Source organism: Salmonella sp. SG203 (assembly GCF_013350575.1).
GTDB lineage: Bacteria > Pseudomonadota > Gammaproteobacteria > Enterobacterales > Enterobacteriaceae > Salmonella > Salmonella enterica.
Genome location: NZ_SNMT01000038.1, coordinates 1 through 26,886, shown reverse-complemented (window position 1 = coordinate 26,886; position 26,886 = coordinate 1). Strand labels below are relative to the sequence as shown.

At 52.5% G+C, this 26,886-nt stretch carries 22 protein-coding genes and 8 pseudogenes; 7 read left to right on the top strand and 23 right to left on the bottom strand.

Going from position 1 to position 26,886, the window contains the following annotated elements:
* Positions 1 to 86: 86 nt before the first annotated feature.
* The 12 genes and pseudogenes from HV477_RS26260 to HV477_RS26210 all read right to left on the bottom strand — a co-directional run bounded on the left by HV477_RS26260 (position 87) and on the right by HV477_RS26210 (position 8,412).
* Positions 87 to 2,099: a conjugative transfer ATPase gene (locus tag HV477_RS26260; protein WP_175065613.1), complete on the bottom strand. Its 2,013-nt coding sequence runs from the start codon at positions 2,097 to 2,099 to the stop codon at positions 87 to 89.
* Positions 2,100 to 2,516 (bottom strand): TIGR03751 family conjugal transfer lipoprotein, encoded by a 417-nt coding sequence (locus tag HV477_RS26255; RefSeq protein ID WP_254621729.1) that lies wholly within the window; start codon positions 2,514 to 2,516, stop codon positions 2,100 to 2,102.
* A 12-nt stretch (positions 2,517 to 2,528) separates the two neighbouring features.
* Entirely contained in the window at positions 2,529 to 4,007 is a 1,479-nt protein-coding gene (locus HV477_RS26250; protein WP_175065612.1) for a TIGR03752 family integrating conjugative element protein, read from the bottom strand.
* Positions 4,007 to 4,441 (bottom strand): DUF3438 family protein, encoded by a 435-nt coding sequence (locus HV477_RS26245; protein WP_175065611.1) that lies wholly within the window; start codon positions 4,439 to 4,441, stop codon positions 4,007 to 4,009. The genes HV477_RS26250 and HV477_RS26245 overlap by 1 nt, the downstream gene beginning before the upstream one ends.
* Positions 4,442 to 4,449: 8 nt before the next feature.
* A pseudogene (locus HV477_RS26240) lies at positions 4,450 to 5,355 on the bottom strand (TIGR03749 family integrating conjugative element protein).
* Positions 5,352 to 6,008 (bottom strand): PFL_4703 family integrating conjugative element protein, encoded by a 657-nt coding sequence (locus tag HV477_RS26235; RefSeq protein WP_175065610.1) that lies wholly within the window; start codon positions 6,006 to 6,008, stop codon positions 5,352 to 5,354. The pseudogene HV477_RS26240 and the gene HV477_RS26235 overlap by 4 nt, the downstream one beginning before the upstream one ends.
* Positions 6,008 to 6,388, bottom strand: coding sequence for a TIGR03750 family conjugal transfer protein (locus HV477_RS26230; protein WP_175065609.1), 381 nt, complete (start codon positions 6,386 to 6,388; stop codon positions 6,008 to 6,010). Before HV477_RS26230 ends, HV477_RS26235 begins: the two co-directional genes overlap by 1 nt.
* Before the next feature lie 13 nt (positions 6,389 to 6,401).
* Complete coding sequence (locus tag HV477_RS26225) at positions 6,402 to 6,740, bottom strand: TIGR03745 family integrating conjugative element membrane protein (RefSeq protein WP_175065608.1); 339 nt, start codon at positions 6,738 to 6,740, stop codon at positions 6,402 to 6,404.
* Positions 6,741 to 6,795: 55 nt separating this feature from the next.
* Positions 6,796 to 7,032, bottom strand: coding sequence for a TIGR03758 family integrating conjugative element protein (locus HV477_RS26220; RefSeq protein WP_175065607.1), 237 nt, complete (start codon positions 7,030 to 7,032; stop codon positions 6,796 to 6,798).
* Positions 7,029 to 7,340 carry an RAQPRD family integrative conjugative element protein gene (locus tag HV477_RS26215; protein ID WP_175065615.1) on the bottom strand — a complete coding sequence of 104 codons (312 nt, stop codon included), beginning with the start codon at positions 7,338 to 7,340 and terminating at the stop codon, positions 7,029 to 7,031. The genes HV477_RS26220 and HV477_RS26215 overlap by 4 nt, the downstream gene beginning before the upstream one ends.
* Positions 7,341 to 7,469: 129 nt before the next feature.
* On the bottom strand, positions 7,470 to 7,592 hold the full coding sequence (locus HV477_RS28865; RefSeq protein WP_302675418.1) for a hypothetical protein: 123 nt from the start codon (positions 7,590 to 7,592) through the stop codon (positions 7,470 to 7,472).
* 91 nt (positions 7,593 to 7,683) lie between these two features.
* Positions 7,684 to 8,412 carry a CZB domain-containing protein gene (locus HV477_RS26210; protein ID WP_175065606.1) on the bottom strand — a complete coding sequence of 243 codons (729 nt, stop codon included), beginning with the start codon at positions 8,410 to 8,412 and terminating at the stop codon, positions 7,684 to 7,686.
* Between the two features lie 1,015 nt (positions 8,413 to 9,427).
* Here HV477_RS26210 and HV477_RS26205 point away from each other — a divergent pair.
* Positions 9,428 to 10,462, top strand: a pseudogene (locus HV477_RS26205) (integrase core domain-containing protein); the annotation flags it as partial.
* A 743-nt stretch (positions 10,463 to 11,205) separates the two neighbouring features.
* Here the strand turns inward: HV477_RS26205 and HV477_RS26200 are convergent.
* On the bottom strand, positions 11,206 to 12,174 hold the full coding sequence (locus tag HV477_RS26200) for an IS110 family transposase (RefSeq protein WP_175065605.1): 969 nt from the start codon (positions 12,172 to 12,174) through the stop codon (positions 11,206 to 11,208).
* A 275-nt stretch (positions 12,175 to 12,449) separates the two neighbouring features.
* Here HV477_RS26200 and HV477_RS26195 point away from each other — a divergent pair.
* Positions 12,450 to 13,646: pseudogene (locus HV477_RS26195) on the top strand (IS110 family transposase).
* A gap of 120 nt (positions 13,647 to 13,766) precedes the next feature.
* Here HV477_RS26195 and HV477_RS28860 read toward each other — a convergent pair.
* The 9 genes and pseudogenes from HV477_RS28860 to HV477_RS26160 all read right to left on the bottom strand — a co-directional run.
* Positions 13,767 to 13,892, bottom strand: a complete 126-nt coding sequence (locus HV477_RS28860) for a hypothetical protein (RefSeq protein ID WP_302675417.1) — start codon at positions 13,890 to 13,892, stop codon at positions 13,767 to 13,769.
* A 301-nt stretch (positions 13,893 to 14,193) separates the two neighbouring features.
* Positions 14,194 to 15,509, bottom strand: a pseudogene (locus tag HV477_RS29145) (hypothetical protein); the annotation flags it as partial.
* 54 nt (positions 15,510 to 15,563) lie between these two features.
* Positions 15,564 to 15,785 (bottom strand): hypothetical protein, encoded by a 222-nt coding sequence (locus HV477_RS28690; protein WP_254621727.1) that lies wholly within the window; start codon positions 15,783 to 15,785, stop codon positions 15,564 to 15,566.
* Positions 15,785 to 15,994, bottom strand: coding sequence for a hypothetical protein (locus HV477_RS28685; protein WP_254621726.1), 210 nt, complete (start codon positions 15,992 to 15,994; stop codon positions 15,785 to 15,787). The genes HV477_RS28690 and HV477_RS28685 overlap by 1 nt, the downstream gene beginning before the upstream one ends.
* An 840-nt stretch (positions 15,995 to 16,834) precedes the next feature.
* Positions 16,835 to 17,833 carry a ParB family protein gene (locus tag HV477_RS26180; RefSeq protein ID WP_175065604.1) on the bottom strand — a complete coding sequence of 333 codons (999 nt, stop codon included), beginning with the start codon at positions 17,831 to 17,833 and terminating at the stop codon, positions 16,835 to 16,837.
* A 16-nt stretch (positions 17,834 to 17,849) separates the two neighbouring features.
* Complete coding sequence (locus HV477_RS26175; RefSeq protein ID WP_175065603.1) at positions 17,850 to 19,046, bottom strand: AAA family ATPase; 1,197 nt, start codon at positions 19,044 to 19,046, stop codon at positions 17,850 to 17,852.
* A 394-nt stretch (positions 19,047 to 19,440) separates the two neighbouring features.
* Positions 19,441 to 20,301 carry a RepB family plasmid replication initiator protein gene (locus HV477_RS26170; protein ID WP_175065602.1) on the bottom strand — a complete coding sequence of 287 codons (861 nt, stop codon included), beginning with the start codon at positions 20,299 to 20,301 and terminating at the stop codon, positions 19,441 to 19,443.
* Between the two features lie 369 nt (positions 20,302 to 20,670).
* Positions 20,671 to 20,832 (bottom strand): annotated as a pseudogene (locus HV477_RS26165) (Gp49 family protein); the annotation flags it as partial.
* 270 nt (positions 20,833 to 21,102) lie between these two features.
* Positions 21,103 to 21,453, bottom strand: a pseudogene (locus tag HV477_RS26160) (autotransporter outer membrane beta-barrel domain-containing protein); the annotation flags it as partial.
* Between the two features lie 752 nt (positions 21,454 to 22,205).
* Between HV477_RS26160 and HV477_RS26155 the strand changes: the two are divergent.
* Positions 22,206 to 23,120 (top strand): annotated as a pseudogene (locus tag HV477_RS26155) (IS3 family transposase); the annotation flags it as partial.
* A 425-nt stretch (positions 23,121 to 23,545) separates the two neighbouring features.
* Here the strand turns inward: HV477_RS26155 and HV477_RS26145 are convergent.
* Positions 23,546 to 23,839 (bottom strand): annotated as a pseudogene (locus tag HV477_RS26145) (IS110 family transposase); the annotation flags it as partial.
* A 183-nt stretch (positions 23,840 to 24,022) separates the two neighbouring features.
* On the opposite strand from HV477_RS26145, the gene HV477_RS26140 reads away from it, so the two are divergent.
* From HV477_RS26140 to HV477_RS26125, 4 genes are all read left to right on the top strand, one after another.
* Positions 24,023 to 24,943 (top strand): alpha/beta hydrolase, encoded by a 921-nt coding sequence (locus HV477_RS26140; RefSeq protein WP_175065600.1) that lies wholly within the window; start codon positions 24,023 to 24,025, stop codon positions 24,941 to 24,943.
* A 162-nt stretch (positions 24,944 to 25,105) separates the two neighbouring features.
* Complete coding sequence (locus HV477_RS26135; protein ID WP_175065599.1) at positions 25,106 to 25,828, top strand: GNAT family N-acetyltransferase; 723 nt, start codon at positions 25,106 to 25,108, stop codon at positions 25,826 to 25,828.
* A gap of 33 nt (positions 25,829 to 25,861) precedes the next feature.
* On the top strand, positions 25,862 to 26,119 hold the full coding sequence (locus HV477_RS26130) for a hypothetical protein (RefSeq protein WP_175065598.1): 258 nt from the start codon (positions 25,862 to 25,864) through the stop codon (positions 26,117 to 26,119).
* 563 nt (positions 26,120 to 26,682) lie between these two features.
* Entirely contained in the window at positions 26,683 to 26,874 is a 192-nt protein-coding gene (locus HV477_RS26125) for a hypothetical protein (protein ID WP_175065597.1), read from the top strand.
* Positions 26,875 to 26,886: the final 12 nt, after the last annotated feature.

Below are 26,886 nucleotides of genomic sequence, written 5' to 3'. Positions count from 1 at the left end.
CAGTTGCCAGACCGCAAGATGTTTTAACAAATCAAAAGGGGTTTTAATAACTGACTTAAAGCTGAAAGCTTTCCGGAACCCCCAGCCTAGCTGGGGGTTTTCCATAGACAATCAGACGGCAGCATCTGCCGTTTTTCTTCGTACACCCGCTGCGCCGTCATCACCAGTGCCCGGCGCAGCAGCCCCCGGTCAGCCCGGCTCAGCTTTTCGTCCTTCTCACCCCCCGTTATCATCAGAATAGCGGCAATCTCCATCTCACCCAGCACGTCACGTTTGTCACCGGCCGGAGCGCCATTTTTAATCAGTTCATCCGTAACGTCCTCGCCCAGTTCCGGCAGCTGATTCTCATCCAGGGTCAGGTGTTCCGGCGGGATGTCCAGAATCAGGTGCGAGTCCGCAAATACCGGCAGACTCACCCCGCTACCCACCTTATTCACCGTCAGCCCCAGACTCCGGCAGTAGTCGGCCAGCAGACCGAACGAGTTGCCCGACTCCACCAGAACCAGCCGGGGACGGTGCATGGCCAGCATCTGACACAACACCACGCAGAGGGTCGCTGATTTCCCCGCCCCGGTCGGTCCGAACAGCAGCAGGTGCGCGCTGTTTTTACGGTCTTTCAGCGGGTCAAAGTGCAGTGGTTCGCCGCCACGGTTGAAAAATGTGATACCGGGCTTACCCGTCCCCGTTGAACGCCCGTATACCGGTGCCAGACCGGCAAAATGCTGTACAAACGTCAGCCAGGTGTACCACCGGTGCCGGTCCAGCTCCGGGTTAAAGCACATCGGCAGGGCTCGCAGATACGTGTTCAGCGGCGAGAGGTCATATTCCGGATTCAGCGGTTTCAGCCCGGCGTTCATCAGGGTGGTACTGAGCGACAGATGGTGATGGTCCAGCGTCTTCATGTCCGGCGCCTTCAGCAGAAAAGTCAGCGCCCCGCGGTACAGCTTGTGTTTCTCTTTCAGCCAGCTTCGTGCCGCCTCCACCTGGTCCCGGGTACGCTCAGACTCCACGTTATCCCCGAGAGCCCGTTTCCCCAGCCGGGCAAACTCCTCCTCCAGCTCCTTCTGCGGCTGTACCAGCAGCGTCAGGCAGGCCACCGTGCCCGGCGGCATCATGTCCATCAGCGCGTTAATACGCTCACCACGTACACACTCCGCCGTCAGGTGTCCCGTTCCGGGCGGCTCCGTCAGGTTTTCCACCGCCACCGCCCGGTGCAGTACGTCATCAAACCACCATATGCCTTTCTTCGCGTCACTGCGCGGACGGGTGAAAAACAGCGATTCGCTGAAATCCGTGTCCACCGGCAGCGTATCCTGACGGCTGTCACGCCATCTGGCCGTCCGGTACAGCATCTGCCGGTCAATCCACGACGGGGCCGGATTAAACAGCCGCAGCAGCCAGGCGTGGATTTGTTCACCGTTCTGCCGGCGGCACACCACCCCGGCCTGACTCAGTGCTGCCGACAGCCGGTCGCAGGTCTGACGAAGCTGGACCACCGGCGGGTACGTTTCACGCTGCCGCGGGTTCACGTAGCGGTACACCACCATCCGTATCTGCCGTATCTGCCCGCGCCAACTGACCCCTGTCACCACCTCGTCCTGAAACAACCCTGCCGGGCGGCTGATGACCTGCAGATGACGTTCTGTCTCCGAAAGCCAGGCCTCCGTAAACGCGCTGCCCTGTGCAGCCGGGCTGACATAGCCCCTGATGTGGTCCATCTCCGCCGTCAGGTCCGTTTCATCCTGGCAGAAGAACTGCACCACCCACTGGTGACTGCTGCGCTCTTCCGGCCCGTTCTGCAGCGCCACTTCCGCGATGTCACGGATTTCTTCCAGGCGCTCCGCTGAACGGCCGTCCGTCTGCGTCGGGGTCAGGCTGAACACAGCCCCGACAGACACCCCGTCATCAAGCAGCAGACATTCATCCTCCGGCAGGTATTCCACCCAGGGCAGAAAATCAATAAACGACGGGCCGTGCGCATAGATTTTTGCCTCGTCGCGGCGGGTCAGCTTTCCCTCCCGCTTCAGCGGCTCACGCCCTGACGGATGGGGTATCCGGGGTACAGATTTATTGCGTTTACCGGAAAAAAGACTGAACATCTACAGCGCCTCCGTTCGTTCACCCGGCAGGGCATACTGTGGGCGGCTGTAAAAAGGAAAGACCGTGCTGTACCCCGGCACCGGCGCACTGCCGTCGGCCAGATGCGGGAAGACGTACATCACCATGTCGGGGTTCGGCAGCCGCGGGAACTGCTGGCTGAGTTCGCTTTCCTGCGTGCGGCTGTAGCTCTCTGCCTGCGTGCGGCCGCCCTGCCGTTCCGGCTCCGTCAGCGGCCGGCGCAGGGCTTCCCGGACCTGTGCTCCCTGTTGTGCGCTGCCCGACCTGTGCTGCCATAAATCCGGCATCGTGCTGTCCCCCGCCGGCAGTATCGCCTCCTTACTACTGCTGCACCCTGCCAGCAACATCCCTGAAAGCATGACTGCGGACAGGCAATATCTCGCTGTCGTATTCATCATTTGTCTGTATCCTCAGTCCAGTCCGTCGCTGCCGGTATCACCACCCGGCAGCGTGAAGTCGTACTTCACCCGGCGCCCTTTTTCGGCATAGTCAATATTCAGCTGGCGTGTGATATGTACCGCCACCGGCGCCCCGGGAGGCACATACACCGCATCGAAGGTCTGCCCGTAGCGCTCCTTCACCCACTGCGCCACTTCCTTAAAACTGCCCCCCAGCGCCTGGCCCAGCACCGCCTGCCCGGCATTTCCGGTCAGCGCCGACGTGATACCCCCGCTGTCGGTGGTGTTGTTCGTGTACTGGCTGGCCGTCAGCGCGTCACCCGCCGAGGTCCCCAGCGCCAGCAGGCCGATGGTCGGCAGGTATGAGGACGCGTTGGATTTACGCTCTCCGCTGATACACGGAATACCGCTGTTGTCTGACAGCCAGCCAATACTGCCGCCGTTCCCGGACCCGCCGCCGTTTTCACTGCCGCTGTTATCGGTCCGGTCTGAGGGGGCGGGCAGGGTTCTGACCGTGCCGTCGGTAAACACAAACGTGATGGACGTGACGCTGCCGCGAACGCACGACAGCGTCCAGTCACCGCTTGCCGTACCCGACACAATGGCCCCCTCCACCTCCGGCAGCTCAATCCCGTTGGCCGTCAGGTTGCCCCGGCCAATCATCACCTTGAACGGATAGGGGTCGGTTACTTTGTTATTGACCGGCACCCGCCCCAGTAGCGCCGTCATCGCCGTACTGCCCACCAGGGTTGAATTCTCCGGCAGGGTGTACACCGGGTCGACCGGCCCGTCGTCCTGACCGTTATCCAGCCCCTGCCGGTGGTTCGCGTTCCGCTCCAGCGCATTTTTCTCCCGGGTAATCGGGTTGTCCTCCAGGAATGAGGTGGCAAAACGGGGGGCCAGTCCCTGTCCGCCCTGCGGCTCCGCCGGAACCGCATCCTGCGGGTCGACCCAGCGGAAACCGTCTGCGTTCCCGCCACCGGAGAAACCGGGCTCCAGCCCCAGCCCCACGGGGATATCGCCGCCCGCCTGAGCCGTGGTTGTGGATGAGGATGTACCGCCCGGCGCCAGCCCGGCCAGCATGGCGTTAAACTGGTCCGTCAGCGTGGTTTTCTGCTGCGCCAGCGCCTTCTGCGTCCGGTCTTCTGCATCAGATACCGCATCAGCAATACGCTGGTCCACCTGGCCGTTGCCGGCCTGCAGCTTCCGGTTCTCTTCCTTCAGTTCCCGGTTCTCCTTCATGATGTCGCCCTGCTGGCGCTGAACCTCACCCAGCTTTCCCACCAGGGTGTTCAGGGTGTCCTGCGGCGTGTCGCCTTCTATTCCCAGCTCCCGGAGCTGCTCCGGGGTCAGCTGCGGCAGGGGAATCTGCTGTGTCGCCGTTTTCTCCGGGGGACCGGACGTGCAGGCGCGCATGCCGACACCGGCTGCGCCCAGCAGGACTGCCGGGACAAGAACCTTCACCAGGGCGTTGGATTTCAGGGTGGCCATCAGCGTTGCCCTCCCTTTATCGCAGGTGCCGCAGCCCCGGCCTCCGGCGGGTCACCTGACACCAGATACAGCGTGGTGGTGCATTCCGGTTTCCCGTTCATCTCAGGGCAGCCATACCGGAACATGCCTGCCACAAACTTCCCGGTGAGAGCCCGTGGATCCACTTCCACATTACCACCCCGCGTATTACGTACCCCCAGGACTTCCACATTGTATCCGTCCCGCACTCTGTCTGGTGGGACGGGCACATCCAGTGGTGCGTCGACTTCGAACCCTATTTCCCGGAGCTGTCCCGGGGTCAGATATAATTTCGTCTGTTGCGGAATATCAGATGTACTGGCACGTATGCCGATCGCAGCAGCCCCGACGAGAATCGCCAGAGACATGAGAAAAACGAGAGGGGCCGGTACTTTTACCCGTGCACCGGATTTCATGGCGGTCATCAGCGCTTACCTCCCTTCCCTTTTGTCGCAGGTGTCGTTACTGCGGGTTCAGCGATAAACGCCGTCTCCGGTCGCCCCTGCATCACCAGGTACAGGGTGGTGGTGTCTTCCGGCTGTCCGGCCGATCCCAGCCATCGGTGCTGGAAGGTCGCCGCCACAAACCGTCCGGTAAGCGCCCGCGGGTCCGTCACCACCTTTCCGCTGCCGGTGTTACGCACCTTCAGCGCCACCACGCTGTACTCTCCCCGCACCCAGGCGGCCAGCGGCCGGATATCAACGGGTTCAGACGGATACAGCGTGGTGATGTGTGACGGCAGATGAAGCGGAAGGGGATGAACACCCGGCAGGGATTCGACCGTACGCAGCGGGGCGTACAGCGTCTGCGCCGCATAGCGGGTCAGCACCACCGGCAGCGGACCGTTCAGCTTCGGGGCCGGACGGGAAGCCGGGGCTGGCACCGGTTCGCGCCTGCCACCATTGCGCCCTGCGTCTGAAGCAACTGCGCTGCTCCCGTCAGCCTGAGCGGCCCGGGTGGCGCTCTCCACCGTCCCGTGGTACACAATCTGCACCGGCTCCCGGACCGTTTTGCCGTCGGTGGCGCTGACGTCAATCAGCACCATCTCACCGCTTTCCACATCCTTCAGTACCAGACGGGTCGCCGGGAAAGCCGCGTGCGCATCGAGATATACCGCCCCGCCGCTGCTCTGGATACGCAGCTTTCCGTCCAGCGACGCCGGAAATCCCACCTTCACGTTTTTGTCCACAAACACTATCCGCTCCTAGCCCACCGTCAGCGGCACCTGCAGCGGAATACGCTCCCACTCCATCAGCTCCACCGCGTGGCTGAACGGGCTGTACAGCGTGGCCGTCAGCAGCAACATGACAGGACTGCGACCGTGTTTCATTCGCGACTCCCCGTGTTGTCCATCTCACTGAGCCCCGACACCTGCAGTCGCTGCGGGGTGCCGGCATAACAGTCCAGCGCCAGCCCGAACGGGTTTCGTTCCGGGTCACCCTCCCACTTCACCACCCGCAGCGGATAGCGGGTCAGGGCGCGCTTGACCAGCACCGCGTGATAGTACTCATCCGCCACCAGGTCCAGGTTCACCACCCAACTGTCGCGGCTGCTCTCCCGCACGCTGTTGCTGTTGTACCCCTGCATCGGAATTTCATACACCATGCGAACCCGGTCCCTGAGTTCATCGTGCGCGCGGCGCAGTTTCACATCCCTGTTGAGAAAATCCTGGCAGCCCGGCGTCAGGTAGGGACTCATCTGCGCAATTCTGGCCGGATAGTCCGCGTCACCATTCTTCGGCCAAGCATTGAGCTGCTGGAAGATGTAAAAACCGAAGCTGTAGACGGTAGGGTCAGGAACCTCCCACCATTTCTGCGTACTGCCGGAACGCAGGTCCTGCGGCACATGCACGGTCAGGTCCCGGGGCGCCAGCATCCAGCCCGCCATTGAAAACACCGCCAGAATACCCAGTACGCCACAGGCAATGCGAAGTGTCAGAATATGGCTGTCGCGCTCGGACAGCGCGTTACGAAAGCGGCTCATCAGCGCCTCCTCACCGTGCGCCGGAGTTCCCGGCAGGGACAGTCCGTGAAGAAACGATACCCGCCATAACGGCAGCTGCCTTCTGTACTGCCGGTCACCCGGGCAAGCTGCAGCGTGACGTGCTGCCAGAGGTAGTTGTCCGGCTTGTTGCGTTTATAACGCGTCAGCCAGCCGCCGCTGAGCCAGACCATCGGCAGGGGCATCAGGATGGCCAGCATGGGAAAGGCAATCCAGCCCGCGAACGGTGCCACCAGTACCGCCGTCACCAGTCCCGGACAGGCTCCGCACAACGCCGCCACGCCCAGTTCCCCGACGGTGAACCCCCGCCACACCACCGGACGGACATTCAGCCGGTCAGGAATAAAATCAATGGCTGCCATATACTCTCTCCGGTCAGATTACCGTCACGGCCTTGTTGAGGAAGTAGATGACCACCACTATCATAATGGCGCCCACCACCACCCTGAGGCCGAAGTCAAACCAGCTGGCCTTGCCGTCACCAATCTTGTGATAGGTTCTGACGCAGGAGATGACCACCACGATGAAAGCGGCGGCGCAGATAACCAGCGCCCCGTAGGACACCCCGTTACGGCTCATACTTTTGACATCCTCCATCACGTCGGCGGAATTTGCGCCACCGGTGATTTTGGGCAAATCTGCCCGGGCCGCCAGGGACCAGAAGAGGCCGGTGCAGAACGTGGCTGCGCCACGCAGACGGGTAATCAGTGTCATTGTTCGTGAATTCCTTGTGTTAAATCGCCGGTGACTGACCATCACCGGACGGTCATTAATAGCTGTAAAAGAGTATCGCCAGCTCAAGCAGGATAACCAGGCGCACCACAAACATGCCGGCCGCCCCCGCTTTCACATCCTGGTTCGACCAGCCAACGTAGACGGTCCGTATCATCCAGGCGGCCAGCAGGAACAGCAGCGCGAAGAAAAACGCCACCACCAGATGTTTAATATTCGCCGGGTCCAGTCCGCCGGAGCCGGCCATAAAGGCCGTACGCTGTACGCTGTTCACGGGCGCTCCCGGCGGTACTGTCCGCTGACCGTATCCCCTTCCGGCAGGCGGGGCTGGGCGCGGGACGGGTCGAGGTACTGTGAAATCCCCTGCTTCATCGCCCGGATATCCCCGCCGGCGCGGGGATAATCAAAATAAAAACGACCGTCCCCTGACGTCTGTGCGCTGAGGGTCTGCGCGCGGTCAAAGGAGGCCTGAAGCTGGTCAAGCTGGCGCATTACCAGGGCCAGTTCATCCTTTTCAGATGCCAGGGCTGAGGATGACGCCAGCGCCAGCAGGGTGGCCGGAATGAGGAAGTAACGACGCATACACATAGCCTGTACGCTCCTGAATAAAAGGGTTCGCGCACAGGTTGTCGGAAACGGTGACGAAAATCAGCAGTAAACTGTTTTTCAGATTTTGAAAAAAAACGGCGGGGAATTCAGAAGCAACGGGGGTTAATCATCGGAGTAAAAACGGGAGAGCTCCTGCCGGACCTCCCTGTACACCATACAGTGCAACGCCAGCCCGCCACAGAGGGAGGCCAGCATCAGCAGCCAGACCAGCATTCGTCCTTTCACATCATTCCCGGATGTCAGCGAAATTTGCTCTCAACTGACAATTAAAATTCATCCTGAATATTATAATGAGACTCCCCGGTTAAACGGCAGGTCACTGTGAAGACGGAAAACGGGATACCTGTACGTCAGTCACCCCCTGCCTGATAACACTGTCATCCAGTTCATCCAGCGCGGTAATGACCGCCTGGCTGACCGTTTCCAGCACATCCAGTTTTGTCAGTATCCGTTCCGGCGTGCGCTTCTCCCGGCTGGATTCCTGCACCAGTTCTGACAGCGCCTGATGGAGCTTTCCGTGCGCCTCCCCGAGGCGGACAAACGCCGGCAGGGAGCCAAAGCTTTTCCGGCCTTCACCGTGATACCAGCGTCCCAGGACACAGTGATGCTCATCTTCTGCAGGAAAGGTATCCTTCCCCTCCATGACCGACATATACACTCTCTCCCGCCACTGATAATGGATGGCCTTGAGCACCGTCACCTGCAGACTGTACGCCGTGCAGCGTATCGTGTTTGCGGACACGGTCAGCTTTCCCTGTATTTTTTCATTCTCTTCAATCAGCCCATCCAACAGGGCAATCATTTTTTTCCCGTATCGACTCTCCCGGGGCGTCAGGGTACCCAGCTTGTTTTTCAGCCTGCCCCGCAGGGAATACATCTGATTGACCAGCCCGGTGACCCCGTCAGCCATCATCTCATTTTCATCCGCCACAGCAGACATGCCGGAATACAGTTTTTCCGCTTTTTCTGCGGTATACAGCACATGCATTTGCTTCGTCTGCAGCATTCTGTACACCATGGAAAAAAGCGCGTTATCCCCTGACATCACCACCACTCCTTACCATCATTTATGTAAAGTAAATAAAATTAAAGTAAGGCGATTAAAATAGCACGAAGATAAATTGTGCCGGATTGTTTCAGAATATTCTGCCACTCAGCTCTGTGGCAGGTTACCGCAGACATAAAAAAAGCCCGCAGCAACATTTCTGATGATCCAGACTTCGGCTTTGACTTTGTACATACCTGCAAAAAGGGTGCCCTGCGACCACCACCTCAGCAACCGGAATGACGGGGAGTCACTTCCCCGCCGCGGTTTCCTACTGTTTACACTGTAAGAAAGCCGCAAATTCCGTTCCCATTAGCTCATGTACACTTCACATAACGATCCGTGGATATGCAAAGTTAAAAGAGTCTGTTAGCCCCACTGATGTTGCATATCATAGCTATAAAAAAACCGCAGCATCACTGATACCACGGTTTTCTCTTATGGACTGATTTTACTTTCAGTGGAAGAATGGTCCCATCGGATTCCATGCCAGCGCTATGTTACATCCGGTAATAATAAGTGCTCCACCAATGACGACCTGCGCAACAATTTTCTTTAACATAAATCCTCCTGACTGATTTGCTGAATATTCCCCCTCATTCAGGGGGTTTTACTCTTATGCAGGCAGTTACCGAAAGTCAATCTTAATGTAACCAGTACAACAGCATAAAAATAAAGTCCGCAGTATCATTAACACTACGGGCTTTGATTTCTGACTTCGTTCATACCGAAAAAGAGTGCCTTACGACCACCCACCTCAGCAACCGGAATGGCGGGGAGTCACCTCCCCGCCGCGGTTTACTGCATCACCGGTTACAGTGCTGCAGGCTTGCCGCAAACTCCGCCCCCCCATAACGTCAGATGAAACTCGCATAATGAGCCGCGTAACATCCAGATGATGAGGACCATCGCAGTACAGACCGCGACCGTGATTAACGATTTTTGCGACATAAGCGCTGTGTAAGTTCACAGAGATATTGCAATTGCCTCCGGATAAGTAAGGGGAGATTGCACTATGCAAATGCAGCATTTGATGGTTGGCTATCCTAAGTACTACCAAACGGCCGATTATGCGTTGAGGCTTTCAGTGATGGCTGATATAGCAACAATGAGAATGAAGGCTCTGCACTTCTGGGATAAACACGGTATTTCTGCAGCTTCTGAAGCCTTTGGCGTGTCCTGCCGCACGCTTTACTGGTGGCGTCAGTTACTGAACAAGGGAGGACCTGAGGGGCTAATCCCGCACAGTAAGGCACCTCTGGTGCGACGAAAAAAGCACTGGCATCCCGATGTGCTGAAAGAGATTCGACGGCTGCGGACAGAGCTGCCGAACCTCGGTAAAGAGCAGATTTTTGTTCGTCTGAAGCCCTGGTGCGAACAGCGCTATCTGGCCTGTCCAAGTGTTTCCACCATTGGCAGAATGATCGCTGCCGCACACGATAAAATGCGGTTGATACCGGTGCTACTCGGTCCCCGGGGAAAGGTCCAGCTCATTAAAAAACGCTCCACAAAGCCCCGCAGACCAAAGCACTATCGCCCGGTAAAGACCGGTGAGCTCATTGGCATGGATGCTATTGAGCTCAGAATGGGCGAGCTGCGCCGTTATGTCATTACCATGATCGACGAACACAGTAACTACGCCCTGGCACTGGCCGTACCGTCGCTCAACAGTGATATCGTCAATCACTTCTTCAGCCGTGCAGCCCGGCTGTTCCCGGTAGGTATCAGCCAGATAATCACAGATAACGGAAAAGAGTTCCTGGGAAACTTCGACAAAACGCTGCAGGAAGCCGCTATCAAACACCTCTGGACCTATCCCTACACGCCAAAAATGAACGCTATCTGTGAACGTTTTAACCGGACGTTAAGAGAGCAGTTTATTGAATTTAATGAGATTTTACTCTTTGAAGATCTGGCGCTATTTAATCAGAAGCTGGCGGAATATCTGGTGCTGTATAACAACAAAAGGCCCCATAAGGCGCTCGCACTAAGGACGCCCGTGGAATATATTTTAAGAGAGAACAAAAATTGCAATATGTGGTGGACCCATACATCTCCTTGCCGTGAGGCGAGTAAGAGGCTATCTTTAATGTGTTCAAGCATTGTAGATGAGCCTCGGTTGATTGATAAAAAAATCTTCCGGGGCTTTTCTCTGTCTGCCGTTTGCGAATGCTCCCGGCAAACAGCCAAAAGCACCCGCCGCAAGTCTACCAGAATCCACCAGCAACACCACAACGGACTATTTCTAATAGCGCTCGCCTATCCCGTCAGGGTTTACCACTAAAACGACGATAACCGCCCCAAGTTACCCCGCTATGCCCTCTAATCTGACTACTGGCTCGCATAAACGCCCCTGCTCATAGGGTTTTTTAGTGGGTTGATACCAAAATGTTATCAAAAAAGGTGATACTAAAATGTTATCACTTCTCCGCATTTCCTATAAAAATCAAATACATTTATACTGAATTAAAACACAGGTGTATTTTAATTCAGTAGTTTTGCATTTCTTGCATTCCTTTATATATCAATGAAATAGTTTTTTTGGGGCTAAAATCCACCCCAAAAAATATTTCATTTCGCGGTTGTGCGCGAAAATGAGGGTAAGCGGTCATTTGCCCTGGAGGGTTTCTGAGTTTTCACCCCCCGTTACCTTATTCGTACCCTTATAATGGGGTGTTAGCCAGCCAGACCCGGCATGATTATTGCCCCCAATCGTCCATGATCCGGGGGTGATGTCACCGGGTCTGGTGGGGCGCTGGTAACCGCTAATAGCAACTGTCTTGAACGATAAAATTATGGAGCTACACGATGGTACGACTCGTTCCATTCTTCGTTCTTTCTGAACATCGCATTCAGGATAGTCAGCAGCTTGCGCATGCAGGCAACCAGCGCGACTTTTTTGGGCTTCCCTGCGGCAACCAGTCGGGTATAAAACGCTTTTATAACCGGATTGAAGCGGGTTGCTACGAGAGCTGCCATGTACAACGCGGTTCGCACTCCAGCCCGACCACCAAAGATGGTTCGTCGGCCTCTCATCGTACCAGAATCCCGGTTTACCGGGGCTACTCCCACGAGTGCGCTAATTTCCCGTCTCGAGAGATGCCCCAATTCAGGAACCTCTGCCAGCAGCGCGGCTACAGTCATGGTGCCGACGCCCTTAATGCCACTCAATTGCTCAGATAGCACTTTGAAATGGCTTCGGATATGGTTATTCATATCGTCATCGATCCGCGCAAGCTCGTCTTTCAGCGCTTTTATGATGATATTCATACTTTTTCTGCTTTGCGGGTGAGCTAGGTACAACCTGTTTCGCTCAGCGACCAGCATAGCGATCAACTGCCGTCTGCGAACTACAATTGCGTTGAGAACCTGACGTTCAGCATCCGGCAGAGCCCGGATAAAACGCCCCCGTTCTGGATGGCGATTGATAACTTCAGCCATTTGTGCAAGTGCTCTCTCATCAATATGGTCAGTCTTCGCCAGGTATCCCATAGCACGGGCAAAGTCACGAGCCTGGCGGGGATTAACCACTGCGAGCTCAAAACCTTCGGCCTGAAGTGCACAAGCAACAGCAGCTTCAAGCCCTCCGGTTGCCTCCATCAACACAAGCGATACGGAGTGCTTCCTCAGCTCAGCAATGATGGAATCAAAGCCATCAGCATCATTGGCAACCGAAAACTGCGCAATTGCGCTGCTGGCGGCAATATCCAGCGTTGCTTTCGAAACATCGATACCTACACAGAGTGGACCTAGCAGACTCATTATTACCCATCCTTGCAAATGCGTTATGGAGTACGAACAACTGTTCGGGTTTCAGATGAGTGGCTCGGTGTATGTGCCATTCGCTATTAGACGGGCTTAAAACCCAAGGGGCCATCGGGCTACATACACCGTGCCAAATCCGTTCATTGCCATAGTAACCAAATTTCAAGATACAAGGGGCCAGGTCAGGCACATTTGCCGGGACCGTCTGTAACGTGGATGCCGGTACCTGCTCCCCGTGGTTATCTGGTTAACCCATATACAAGGGAGACAGAATGACCGAATCCAGCGATTACGAATCAGTTCAGATCTTTATTGGCGTTGATGTCGGTAAAGATACACATCACGCCGTTGCCGTTAATCGTTCAGGTAAGCGACTGTTCGATAAAGCATTACCCAACGACGAAGCCAAACTCAGGTCGCTGATATCTGACCTGAAACAGCATGGTCAGATACTGCTGGTCGTTGACCAGCCTGCCACCATCGGTGCATTACCCGTCGCGGTTGCCCGCTCTGAAGGCATCCTTGTCGGATAGCTACCTGGCCTGGCAATGCGCCGCATCGCCGACTTACACGCCGGTGAAGCCAAAACCGATGCCCGTGATGCGGCTATCATCGCCGAATCTGCCCGTACCCTGCCTCACGCGCTACGCTCGCTGAAACTGGCTGATGAGCAAATTGCCGAGCTCTCCATGCTCTGCGGCTTCGATGACGATCTTGCTGCGCAGACAACGCAGGCCAGCAACCGTATCCGCGGCCTGTTGACCCAGATACATCCGGCACAGGAACGTGTTCTCGGCCCACGGCTGGATCATCCGGCAGTGCTCGATCTTCTCCAGCGATATCCCTCCCCCGAAAAACTCACTTCCCTGGGTGAGAAGAAACTGGCAACCCAGATCTGTAAACTCGCGCCCCGTCTGGGAAAACGCCTTGCCGCTGACATCACCCAGGCACTGACAGAGCAAACCGTCGTCGTTCCGGGCACGAATGCCGCTGTCGTTGTTCTGCCGCGCCTGGCACTCCAGCTCATCACGCTGCGTAAGCAGAGAGACGAGGTGGCCCTTGAGGTGGAACAGCGGGTCCTTGCTCACCCTCTTTACCCGGTCCTGACCAGCATGCCCGGAGTCGGCGCCAGGACCGCTGCCAGACTCCTCACAGAGGTTGCTTGCCGCGCCTTCGCTTCTGCCGCACATCTTGCAGCCTATGCAGGCCTCGCACCGGTAACCCGACGATCCGGCTCGTCCATACGAGGGGAGCATCCCTCAAGACGCGGTAATAAAACACTCAAACGGGCGCTGTTCCTGTCGGCCTTCGCGGCGCTCAGAGATCCGATCTCCAGGGCTTACTACACACGTAAAATGAGCCAGGGAAAACGACACAACCAGGCGCTTATCGCCCTGGCAAGGAGATGCTGCGACGTCCTGTTCGCCATGATGCGTGACGGGACTTTTTATACCCCTACGGCGTCATAAATATGCTTGACAACTTAATAGGGGCACCCCCCTGTGGGGTAAGCGGTCGTAATTGTTGGAAGTGTGCGCGGGTTTATGCGCTGAAATTCCCCCACAGTTACACGGCTGTGCCTGTGGGGGTCAAGGGTAGTGATCCCCGCCATCTGCCCATGCAAATACAGCTTCGGCGGCATTGCTCAAAGCATTCTGCGCAGCGATACAATTTACTGCCTCCAGAATTAACTGATGAATCTGTTCAATCGTCATGTTTGCGCCACGGCCTTCAAGCAGCGGATCAGGGGAGGCGCGTGCAGGTACTGGCGTCGGTACCGGTTAATACTGGAGTAGCCGCAGGAGCGGGATTAGGCTCTGGTGCCGGGTTAAGTTCCGGCGTATTGCTTATACGGACAGACTCCAGCGACTGAACCGGATCTTGACTCATTGCGAATCGGCAAGGCCGTTTACCAGGAATGCACCAGACTCAAAGTAATTTTTGCTCATAAATTTTTTCCTTACTTAATCAGTACCGGTACACCTTGGATACGGCGAGTCAGGCAACAAGCCCAATCGATTTGCCACTCATCAAAGACGGCACATGCTGAAAACAAAGATAGTTATTCTGCGTACAGCAAGCCAGTGCATCATCAATAATCATCTGCCCAGTAGTGCTTACCGCAACCTTATTCAAACGCCCGGTAACCATTTTTTCTTCATCCGGCGCATCCTCCAAATACAGTGGCTAAACGGACGCGCGCTAAATTACGGCACGTTCTTCACCTGCCGATGAATAATTCCATCCGCCGACATCCGTATTTTTCTTAATCCCGCGAGCTTTAGCCACATTAGCCGCTCCTGACAGGCCGAAGGCGATGCGAGATTGCGCCCATTTATCTTTGCAGGTGAACGGGAAATGATAGACACAGCAACTGACGTGGTCAGTGCCCAGCAGACCGGAATCTTCAACAACTTTTAAAACCTCCACATAAGTAAGCGTCGGTTTGACATCAAAGAAACCGTCGTTCAGGCGATCTGAGCAAATATCACCGAGAACGGTAATTGTGGCGTTGTCATAACATCCCCCCCCAGAACGGCGGTAGTTATCCAGCGCTTTAACTGCTCGCAAATATGCCTGAGTGATGATATTGGACTGATCTCCATTAGTCCCGCCCGCAAAACGGAGGTCTTTAAGGTCTTTCTTTTCCTTCAGTGTAACGGAACTGGCCAGTTCAGTATTCACAACTGAGCACAGGTAACGCGAACGCGCCTCCGGTGCGGTAGGAAGGTAGCAAAGGTGTCCCGTATCTTCCTTCGCTTCTTCAGCAGGCGAAACGGTATGTGTTTCCAGCGTATCAACAGCGCCAGGAGAGCTGGCTTGCGTAAGCTTCAGAATGAAACGCTGATTACCGGCACCGTCCGGTTCAGTAAGTGCGAAAGAAAGTTCGCGGGTCGATGACGCGCACGGGTAGCCATCGTAAATATAAATACCGAATAACTCGCAACTATCCAGCTCAACTTCCGAACCAAACGGCAACGCATTATAAGATGACGTCATTTTGTCATCAAAGGTGATAACCGGAAATTTGGCATCATCTGGAACCATACGCACAACATAACCAGACGTTTGCTACACCGCCTCATAAACGTGGAGCAGCGGTTTAAATTACGGGCCAGCAGACGGTTTTAATGGTTCACCGAGAACGTCGAGCAAATTGGATTTATTAATGGTCAGAACGGTAAGCGGCTTACCGCTATTACATACGCCAACGCTCGCCCACAAGCTGGAGTTAAGAGTGATTCCGGAAGTGAGAAGGCATCAGCGTTAACCGGGCTTACCGCGACAGCGGAGTCATTACCCAGCGTCTGTTGAACAGAATATTGAGACATAATTTCCCCTGTGTTGCGTCCTTGAAAGAGCGCTCAATTAAGCGGCCATGTGAATTACGCAGACTTGCCAGTGTCGATAGTTTCACTGGTCGGGAAGTTAATACCGCCATCTTTCGCTATAATCAGCGAAACCTTCGTGAAGTATTCTTCGCCGTAATGCGGAGGCATATCGTTAACAGCAGAACCCCACAGAGTGGTACGGTTAACCAGAGCGGTGCTGGTCGGATGCTGGAACAGCATATCCCGTAACGAAACCAGCTTTACCCGGCTCTTCATCACTCACCTAGCACAGAACGTCCATAGAGTTGAACCTCCATCCCTTCGGTAGAAAAGTTTTCACAGACGCCAACCGGAACTTCAAACACCTTCACGTTACCGAACAATGTGCCAATAAAATGGACATACGGAGTCTGGGTATAATCTTCCGCAGGCTGGAAGTAAGAAGGCGGTAATTGCTTGAAGAATAATGCAGCATCGGCACCCACAAACATCCTCTGAGAGCAGAACGATTTAACTCACTCAATGATGTGGCGATATACTGTCTGGAATTTACCCTTGATGATGGTCGCCCATACATCGAAAGTATGGGTCTGAGGGAGCGCGATATCGAAGTGTTCTTTATGAAGAGTACGCCATACCATAATACGTAGGCGCAGCATATCCTGTTCATGGGCCAGATAATCTTTCAGCGTGCGGAAGTGCAACGAGCCCAGATCGATGCCAAACTCACGCTACGCTTCATATACAGCCTGAGCGGGATGTTCTGCGGCAATGACATACTGACTATTTCTCCATCTCATGGTTAATGAGCGGGGTAAGCTCCGGCACAGCTTCGATATTAATTTCAGTTTCGATAGCGATTTCAGTACTTGCATCAGAAGTTTCAGAGAACGACTGACCAATCTGTCCTGTGTTGTAGTTCAGAGAGCAGGTTACGGTAATCTACTTGCCCGCGTTATCAGTTAAGGTATGTAACAGATTACCAGAACCACCATCTACAGAAGACTTAATACGGTTCACGTAAATGTTTGAACGGCCTCAACGGATTGGGACAGCCAGGCCTTCATGGTCAGCCATTTTAAAAGTGAAGGTCTTAGCAGAACCATCGGTACTGGCCACCAGCACATAGCGACGGCATAACTGGCTATAAACACCAACGGATTGCATATCGAACGGATCAGCAGCCTCGTAGGAACAAAAGAGGAACCTGCAACGATGAAATACTGAAGAAAAGAGGGTGAAATCTTGGGGATTTCACCGTGAAATAATCAATAAAAACACTTAAAAAACAATTAATTAATTGTGAAATTTGGGTGGTACACTTTTCAGTTTTCAGGCTTCGAAAGATTTTTTTTGAGTAAGTGGTTAATCATGCGATCCAATTCATCCTGTAATTCGCGAGGGATTCGACTGAACTCATAGGATACTACCCGGTCTTTAACCCGCTTGCGCGCATAGCGATGCCGCTCCTCAAATTTCCATAGTTCAGAAACGACAGCTTTGTCTTTCGGTCCTTTAACCGTGAGGATTTGAGCCTCTTTGATAATCAGCTTCATGATCTGGTTTTTAACCTCATCTTCAGCCAACTCCTCGTCGGCCTGGGCCTTATCGACCTCATGAGAAATATTGCTCACCAACTCATCGAGTGTCAGACTTTTATTACCCATCTCATCAGCGACAACACACAGTTGCTTATAGTCGGAATAGGTTAGTTCTGACTGAACAGGGAAGAGGGTAATTAAGTCCTCCGGCGCGCTGGCAGCCTGAAGAGCACGCGTTACTTTCGCCTGGGACATTCCTTCGCTGGCTGCGATTTCTTTCTGGTTCATTCCGTTTTTTTTGAGGTTCATCAGACGCAAACCAATCTCGCGGATATTGTGCTCAAGAGATGTCTGTAAATCTTTGGCCAGCCTTTGCGCCTCAGCAACAGTTATATCCTGCTCAGTAACCAGAATGCGCAGCCCAACCTTACACAAAATAGCTGATGCGCGACGGCGGGAGCCATCGAGTATTTCAATTTTGCTGTCTCTTCTGGCCCCAATGGTGGGGTAGAACTGCTGGAATCTCATCGTCCGGGTGATGTTTTTTAAAGACTCTGGCGTTAATGCCGACTGATCGCGCCCGTTGTTTTCCTGCACAACAAAGGTTTCACCCTCTACGCGCTCAGGTGGAACAGTAATCTCGACAAACGTGGCTTGTCGCCCGGTGGACAGGGTGAAAACCTGTGTTGGCTGGGTATTATCAGCGGATGCAAGCCCGCTATCAGATAACATCGTTTGGCCCCAAACACGGCCAACAACAGGCCGTAATTTTTTATTGCTCATGGTTCTCCCTTAGCCCTCAATTAGATCTGATAAATTCAATACGGTCGAAAACCGCTTTAGCAAAGTCTTCTGCTGCGATGCGCGCGTTTTTCAGCGCGTCAGTGCTACCGACATAAGTTGACGGATTAGCGGAAATAACCGTATCAAACGATTCGCCGCAACGCTCAAATCCATCAAGTCGTGGAAGAACCACATCCAGCATATCCCCACCAAAAACTTCTTTTGCCAGGCTGTGACAATATTTATGATCGGGCTTATTACTTAATTTCGACATGAACCCTATGTTGGTTGCCAGCTTGCATTCACATCCCTCGGAGGCAATGAGTTTAACCAGCTCAGGCAGACGCGCCACATACTTCAACGAGGAATGAAAATCGACTGTAGCCGGGGGCAGTGGGGTAAATAAAATATCCGCCGATGCCAGCGCATTTTTCAGGAATGCGTCGAGGTGTGGACCACTGTCAACGAGGATAAAGTCATAATCCCCACGCAGCTTATCAATCACGTTTTCTCGTAACACCGCATGAACGTTTTGCCCAGGCAGGTGAGTAGCGCATAGCTCCTTCCAGTCGGAAGCGATAAATGCGTCATCAATAGAAGCTGGCATAACGTCAACACCCGGCACAACTGAAGGAACAATAAACTCCTCCAATAACTCTTCGCGAGTGACATTTTGCAACATCGCCTGTGCAGACGTGGTGTTTACAATTCCGACAGCGCTCTTATGGTTAAGGAACATCGTCGCAGATGATTGTGGATCAAGGTCAATGACCAGGATGCGCAGATCTTCAAACAGAAGGTGAGGGTGCGCCCGCATAGCATGTGCCAGTGAAACGGTTGACACCGTTTTTGACACCCCACCTTTAAGGTTAGCAACAAAAATAACGTAAGCGCTGTCATAGCGATCTCTATACTTCGGCACCCCCCGGTGTTGGTAGATATCGATAATATTCTGGATAGACATCGCATACTTCATAGAACTGCCGGCTGGACGCTTATCGAACATGTAGCCTTTCTCTTCCATTTCACTAACAGCGTAATCAACGTTTGCGCGAGTTAACTTGGGTAATTTTGACAATGCAGCTTTTGCATACACCTGATGAAACTCATTAGTGTGATACTCATCCTTTTGCTGCTGAACCTGATCTGTTAGTAAATGAAGCATTCTGTTTGCTCTTTGAGCAACCTTCTGAAGTTGGCTTACGTCAATCATGCTACAGCTCCTTGTGTGCTGCATTTTTGAATTTAGATGGAAATGCTGCATAAAATGATAATATATACATGTTTATTCATGCAATGATTTTCGACGCTAGTTTACCAAAAGCCGCGAAAAGGATGGGGAGGGACCGTTAGCATGTGTACTGGAGGGAAGTTTGATAACTGGATGTGTGCCAGATGGATAATGCTCAATTGTGTGTGCGCTGGAGGGTAGGAGAGGGGGTTAGATGTGTGCTGAAGGGAACAAATAGCGATAAAGATGTGTGCTGGAGGGAAGAACTACCATAACTTTAGCTCACAATCCCTTCAGCACACACAATTTCATCATCAGTGCATCAGGATTCCCGCCAGCACACATTTTTGACAAGACTCTTCCCTCCAGCACACACTTAATCGGTTAACTTCAATTTAGGGTTACGGGAGTGGACAATGATGAAGTTTTCTCGCCCTTGTTTTTCTATCGTGCAGTCAAGATAACCTATTGATTTTAATTGCTCAATAGCTTTTTTAATCGTTCTGTTCTGCTCGCTGACAGACGACATCAAAGCCAGTCGTTCACGTATACGCGCAAAAGAAATAGGGATCGGGCGGGCAGGCAAACTTTCAATAAACGTGTAGATAGCCTGTGCGGCCTCTTTCTTTGGTAGCGCCCGGAGCGCATGTTGTTGCAACAGCACACGGTAATCAAGCTGGAAAATCTCCCACAACTTCGAATCAGCTTCCAGTTCAACAATGTCACGTTCGGCATCGAAGTAACCGGTTTTAAGCAAACCGGTATTGTAACTTCCTCTCGCGCTTTTACCGCGCTTAAAGGAGATCCCTTTATTGCGCAGGCGCCCTAGCGAATCGTGGATGACGTTTCGCAATTTGCCATCCAACCGCTTTGAGGGAAAACCGCAGGCCTTCGCGAACTCCTGGAACGAGAGTTGGATGGTGTTGGATGACAATCCGTACTTACTGAATGAGTAAATAACGCCGATCCACACCTTAAAATCAGTATCCATATCAAGTCGGGGGCCAGTTATTTTGATATTGTCATAACCTTCAGCCTGTGCGATCTCCAACTGTGAGAACACTTTAGAGGCGTCAATATCATTGTTATCAGCCTGGTTTTTTGTCGGCTTAGGGACAAAAACCCCCAGGCGCATAAGAGCTACCGGCTGAACGGTATTGTTAGAATTGACTGTTAACTCTTTTGCCTTGCTTTCAATGTCAGCGTAAAGGATATCGGAAATAAATGACTGGCTCATCAATAAGTTACCGTCATGCTGTGGATAAAATAGTTAAGTGTGGAAAACATGCGATCCGTTCCCGTCAGCACACATCCTATATCCCACCAGCACACACATTCAACCCTTCAGCACACATTTTTTACCATACAGCACACATGTTTTTCCCTCCAACACACATACTAAAAGGGCTTTAAGCCTTATGTAGTGCGGCCTGTAGCGTACCGGGATCTGTTTGGTACTATATGGATCTCTTTTGGATCATTTATTGGATCTATCTTGTGGATAATGTGAATAAAATAAAAACCAGCTACTGAGGACCAGTTTAAAGAGGCTAATCATAAACTGACAACTTACATGCTTTCTTTTCAAACTCTTGAAGCACCAAGATTACCAGTTACTGCGACAATTTCTCTTTAAGCCAATAACCTTCTGACGCGCCGCTTTACGCCCGATCTTCGCATTAAAATTCTCAGGGCTGACACACACGCTTGCGCCAGTAACTGTAAAGCCATTTTGAAGAATGAGAACGCAGATAGTGAGCAGATCCAATAGCTTCTTAACTCTCCTTCCTGAGCATTCAATACTGCTGCGCCAGCGTAACCGTCACCAACGGTGAAATAGTGTCACGTATAGGAAATTGAAACCAATTCAGCGCCGGAATATGATGGTCAATATTTAATCACTTTTCGATTCATACGCTGTGCTCCGCAGACTGGTGATGATTTATACTCTTTTTGGTTGTTTTTCAGGCTAACAGTGTACACCCGGCGAAGCTTCCCTGCGTCAGGCCGTGATGTATCTCATCAGCGTTATATCCCGCGCGTGGTCCCACATCCCCAGCAACTGCGCCCAGGCGCCGTTTTCGTCCGCCCTGATGACCGACGGGCTGGCCAGTCCTTCAGCCTGACGCAAACGCCCGTTCAGCGCCTCACGCAGGTAGCGGCTGTCGTTCACCAGCGCCGGGGCGATGTCCGCGTGGATTTGTCCCGACAACTGACGAAACGCCTGCCGCGCCTTGCCCGCCGTATCGCTGTTGAGAATGCTCTCGTACACCGGGTTGCCAGCCGCCAGCCTGTCCGCCGCCGCTGCCACCGCACGCTCGTTCGGCGTCTGCGCCACACTGGCGAAGCTTCTGCCGTTGCGGCCGATGCTCAGCGTCACCCTGTCAGGCTAATTGATAATTACTCTACCGGCGCAACATAAGCGCAGGGGGGAGTGGTTAGCTGCACTTACAATATCTCCTCCGGATATGTGCAAGTCATCAACCCGTACCCTCAGTTCATTGAAACTGCAGACAAAAAGACGCTTCCCTTCTGTCGTCGTGGCCATTCCGGCCCGGATTCATCCCTTAAGGGCAATAACCCGGAATGCGATCACAGACCGGAAATATTCATCCGGTTCAGGGTTATCCACACTAAACTGTAAGGGATTATGTTTGTAAACTGACATCCGAAAATGACAGTAAGTGCATTACGACTCTGCTACAGACCGCAACAATTCTTTTAAACCCCTGCTCGATCAATCAGTTAAAGAAACAGTGTTAATCTCTTTTAAAAATATAACCTGTTCACCGCTAGCCCTCACCCATGCTTGTCGAAAAACATCAGAAGCACCCCCCACCTCCAAAGGCTGCGGGCTCCTGCAAGATACAGATGTTAGTTACAACATGCTAAGTTATAACAACAAAAATCACCAGTGAGTACCTATTTCCAGCTTCTTTATTTAATCCACCACTGAAAAGCGTTGTTGTTCCGGCCGGAGGCCGGGAATTATATTATCATTAATTTGAATGTTGTAACTAAACTTATGAGTGGCTTTTAGTCCCCTTTGCTGACGTGGCATCAGCTGGAAAATAAGATTAAATATCGAATACGTATATATACGTGGTAATGACGAGGTAATGCTATGTCACATGAAATTTTAAAAAAGGCTACCGCGCTCTTGATGTCAGACTCCCTGAACAGTTCTCGATAATCGGGAAACTCAGGGCGCGTTATCCTGTGGTCACTCTCTGCCATGTGTTCGGGGTTCATCGCAGTAGCTACAAACACTGGAAAAACCGTCCTGAAAAACCAGACGGCAGACGGGCTGTATTACGCAGTCAGGTAGGTGAGCTACATGGCATCAGCCACGGTTCGGCCGGAGCAAGAAGCATCGCCACAATGGCAACCCGGAGAGGCTACCAGATGGGTCGCTGGCTTGCTGGCAGACTCATGAAAGAGCTGGGGCTGGTCAGCTGTCAGCAGCCGACTCACCGGTATAAACGTGGTGGTCATGAACATGTTGCTATCCCTAACCACCTTGAACGGCAGCTCGCCGTGACCGAGCCAAATCAGGTGTGGTGTGGCGACGTAACGTATATCTGGACAGGTAAACGATGGGGATACCTCGCGGTACTTGATCTGTTCGCAAGAAAGCCAGTAGGATGGGCAATGTCGTTCTCACCGGACAGCAGACTGACTATAAAAGCGCTGGAGATGGCCCGGGAAACGCGTGGTAAACCAGATGGAGTGATGTTCCATAGCGACCAGGGGAGCCATTACACAAGCAGACAGTTCAGGCAGGTGCTTTGGCGTTATCGGATCAAGCAGAGTATGAGTCGCCGGGGAAACTGCTGGGATAATAGCCCAATGGAGCGCTTCTTCAGAAGTCTGAAGAACGAGTGGGTACCGGTGACGGGTTACATAAGTTTCAGCGACGCAGCCCACTCAATAACGGACTATATCGTCGGATGTTACAGTGAGCTCAAGCTACATGAATATAACGGTGGATTGTCGCCGAACGAATCAGAAAATAGATACTGGAAAAACTCTAAAACCGTGGCCAGTTTTAGTTGACCACTACAGCTGCATTTTTACATGGGTCTCTCAGCAGCTCTCTTACCTTCACCTCTTTTCTCCCGGAGCTCTCCGCTACGACCTCCACGGGCAGTCCGTCGGCTCCGTCTTTGACGACCAGATACGCAACACCAGACTTTCCATCGAACGTATTCTTCGGGCCCGTGCACGATCTGATCGCGCTGTCGACGCTGAGTTTATCCTCCCGTCAGAAGGAACGCAAAACAAGCTTACTGGCCAGCATATCGCGCTTATCTCACGCAAAATGACCAACATCCGTGCTTAGGAAAAGAGCAACTTTCAATGGAAACCCGCACGCTCGCTACGCTGACACTGAACGGCAGGTAAATCTGCGGAGGGGGCCACTGCGCTTTATTATGGTATGAGCATTCGATGATTGCTACCGGTTTTTTATGTTCTCCTGCGCAGATAGACTGAGCATCTGCTGCATCACTTTTCCCTGATTTACCTGCCATACGGGAAGGCGATACAAACTTTGCAGCCATCAGGCCCGGCTCATGACCATACTGCCGAAACATCCTTGCTCAGTAGTGTGCGCCGGAGTATGCTTCCACACAGGGTAGTAAACCAGCAATCAGACCGGCAAGAGCGGCACGGGTTACTTTGGATTTTATCAGAACAGTCTTGCCATTGTAGTCAGCACCATGAGCAGCAAACACATTTTTGGCAAGATCAATACCGATTGTGGCGATGGTCATAACTAACCACTCCGGAGCTATGTTTAGCTTCGATTACATGGAAGTGTTCTACAACCGGGCCCGGCGTTATAGTCACCTCGGCAGCGTCAGTCCGGAGGCCTTTGAACAAGCCTCGTCATGAAGTCAGTCCAGTCCAGAGATAGCGGGTCAGGAACAACCCACTTTTGAACAGGAAAAACACACATGCCACTGGAGCCGGAAATTGCAAAGTTAGTGGATAATTTTATCGCAGCTGGCCGCCCCTCTGCGAGGGAGCAGTCTTTTGAAGAGCGCCGCGCCAACTATGTTGCAGGTACTGAACTTGCCGGTGATATTGAGACGCGGGTAAATATTGAAGATAAAATCACTGGAAATATCCCGTTACGTGTTTTCTCGCCTCTGAACAGAAGAAAATCTTTACCTGCAATTATCTATTATCACGGTGGTTGCTTTGTCAGTGGCGGTTTTTTAACTCATGAGCGACAGCTACGGCAGCTTGCTTTTTTGAGCGGTTCTGTTGTTATAGCGGTACAGTATCGTTTAGCGCCAGAACATACTTATCCTGCCGCACATGATGATGCTGAACATGCTGCTAACATTGTCTGGCGACACGCACGGGCATTAGGTGTTGACAGGAACCACATAACGTTAATGGGAGACAGCGCGGGGGGCCATCTGGCGCTGATAACGACACTCAGGCTTAGAAATGCAGGGCTGTGGCTCCCCGGTCAGTTGATACTGATTTACCCGATGCTGGATGCAACAGCATCATGCGAAAGTTACAAATTAAACGGTAGCGATTATGTGCTGACAAGAGAAACGTTTCTTAGTGGTTTTGAGGCTTATTTTCCCGGCCTGGATTTTGAGCATCCGGAAGTCAGCCCATTATTTCGGGACGACTTCAGAGGGTTACCGCCAGTCCATATCATCACAGCGGAATATGATCCATTGCGCGATGAAGGTGAGGCTCTGTTCTCCCGTATGATTCAACAAGGGGTAAATTGTACCGCTCAGCGTTATTTGGGCGTCATTCACGGTTTCTTTCAGTTGGGAGGAATAAGTCAGACAGCACATAATCTGATGCGGGATATTTGCGTTCTGGTCAAAAAGAAAAATATCTACTGAAATGCGGGGACAGATATAACGTTCGCTGTACACGCCAGGTTGCCGGATGGGGTAATGCGTGTCGCGGGTATTTTCACGCTACAAGTATGTTTTTTATGGCTCCATAATGGTTTCGTTATCCGGTTACGTTCAACCGCCTGCATACAGGAGGAAATTTTCACTATGACTGACAGTCTGAATGAATTTAACCAGCCAGTCGGCGCAGACCTGGCCGACTGGAAGGGGGCTAACCGGCCCTGTGGAAAAATGCTGGAAGGTCGTTATTGTCGGCTTGAGCGTATCAATGCTGAGCATCACGCGGTAGATCTTTACGAAAGTTATTATCTGGCAACGAACGAGAGAGACTGGACTTACCTGCTTTCGGGGCCGTTTAGTAGCTTTGAGTTTTACAGGGACTGGGTATTGAATGTTGAATCACGAAGCGATCCACTGCACTATGCCGTCATCGATGCAGACAGTAACAAAGCAGTCGGCACCGTCGCACTTATGCGCATAGATCCCTCTAACGGCGTCATTGAAGTCGGTAGCTTGATGTATTCACCACGTATGAAACGTACACGGATCTCCACTGAGGTGATGGCGCTTTTGCTTCACTACGTCTTTGCAGAATCTGGATATCGCCGCCTAGAGTGGAAGTGTGACACTCTGAATGCGCCATCCCGGGCCGCAGCAGAACGTTTCGGCTTTCGTTTCGAAGGGGTTTTCCGTCAGGCAATGGTTACCCGGGGGCGTAACCGTGATACCGCGTGGTATTCAATTATTGACAGTGAATATGCTGTTCTGTTGAGTGCATTCCAAAAATGGCTTGCCCCACCAAACTTTGATGAATACGGGAGACAACGGGAAAAACTTGGTGCATTTATTGCGGAAAAACGTGCCTGGTGAGCCGGATGTCAGATTCAGTGCCGGAATTGCCATATGGTAAACTTGTCCATGTTGTCAACGCCACGCTCTTTGAGCGTGGTACCTGCCCGCGAGAGCATTGCCTGGTTCCGCTTTTCCGGTACCGGATATATGCTTGACGAGGCAGGCGTACTGGCTACTGTTGTTTCCCCCGAAAGTACCCCGGTTAACGGAAATTCCGGTAACAACTGGGGGGCGGTAGTCTCACTGTCCTTTTGCCTGTCGGTATTGTCCCTTTTCTGCGAATTATTTCTTTTTATTATTTATATCTGATTATTATTATCTGTATTAATAAAATAGCCTGAAGACAGTATTTCAGGGTGTTTCAGAACAGTCAGTCTCTTCCTTACCACCTTCCTTTACTGAAACTCGGTTCCGTTTATAAAACCCCATAACGCTTCCTGATATCCCCGGCCGTTATTCAGGTGTGAAAGGTAACCTCATGTTATAACGATCATTTCTCTTATAATACAAATACACCTGTCGATATAAAACCTCTTCATAATTAATACTATCATCCGTTTTCTCAGTAACGGGTGAATATTACCGGCAGTTTTTTATCAGATGAATATTTATTTCATTATGTTTCCTTTCGTTATGATCGAATTAATCGATCGATACGATAGATAAATTAAACTTTAAATTTTTAGCCTGCTAACCATAGGATTTTTCCTAGGGGTGTGCGTTTTCCTGAAAAATTAATTTCCATGTCTCTCAGAACATACCGGATAACCGGTATTACGGTGTATGTACCCCTTTTATCTCTTCGTTTTGCAGTCCCGGACTCTTTCGGGGTTGTTCCGTACAGTACAAAGAACGTAATAAGGACTGAATATATGGTGTTCTCCATTACCTCCAGGAGCGGGGATGGTGCGTCTCCTGTTTCTGCCCGTCACTTCCGTCTGTCAGGGAGCAGCGTGCTGAAACGACAGGCGGCCCGGGGGGAGCTGTATGCCGGGGCGGTGCTGCACAGTCTGCTGAAGGGCTGGCTGCAGGAGTACGGTGGTCCGGGAGGCCGGGATGAGTGAGAAGAAAAACCG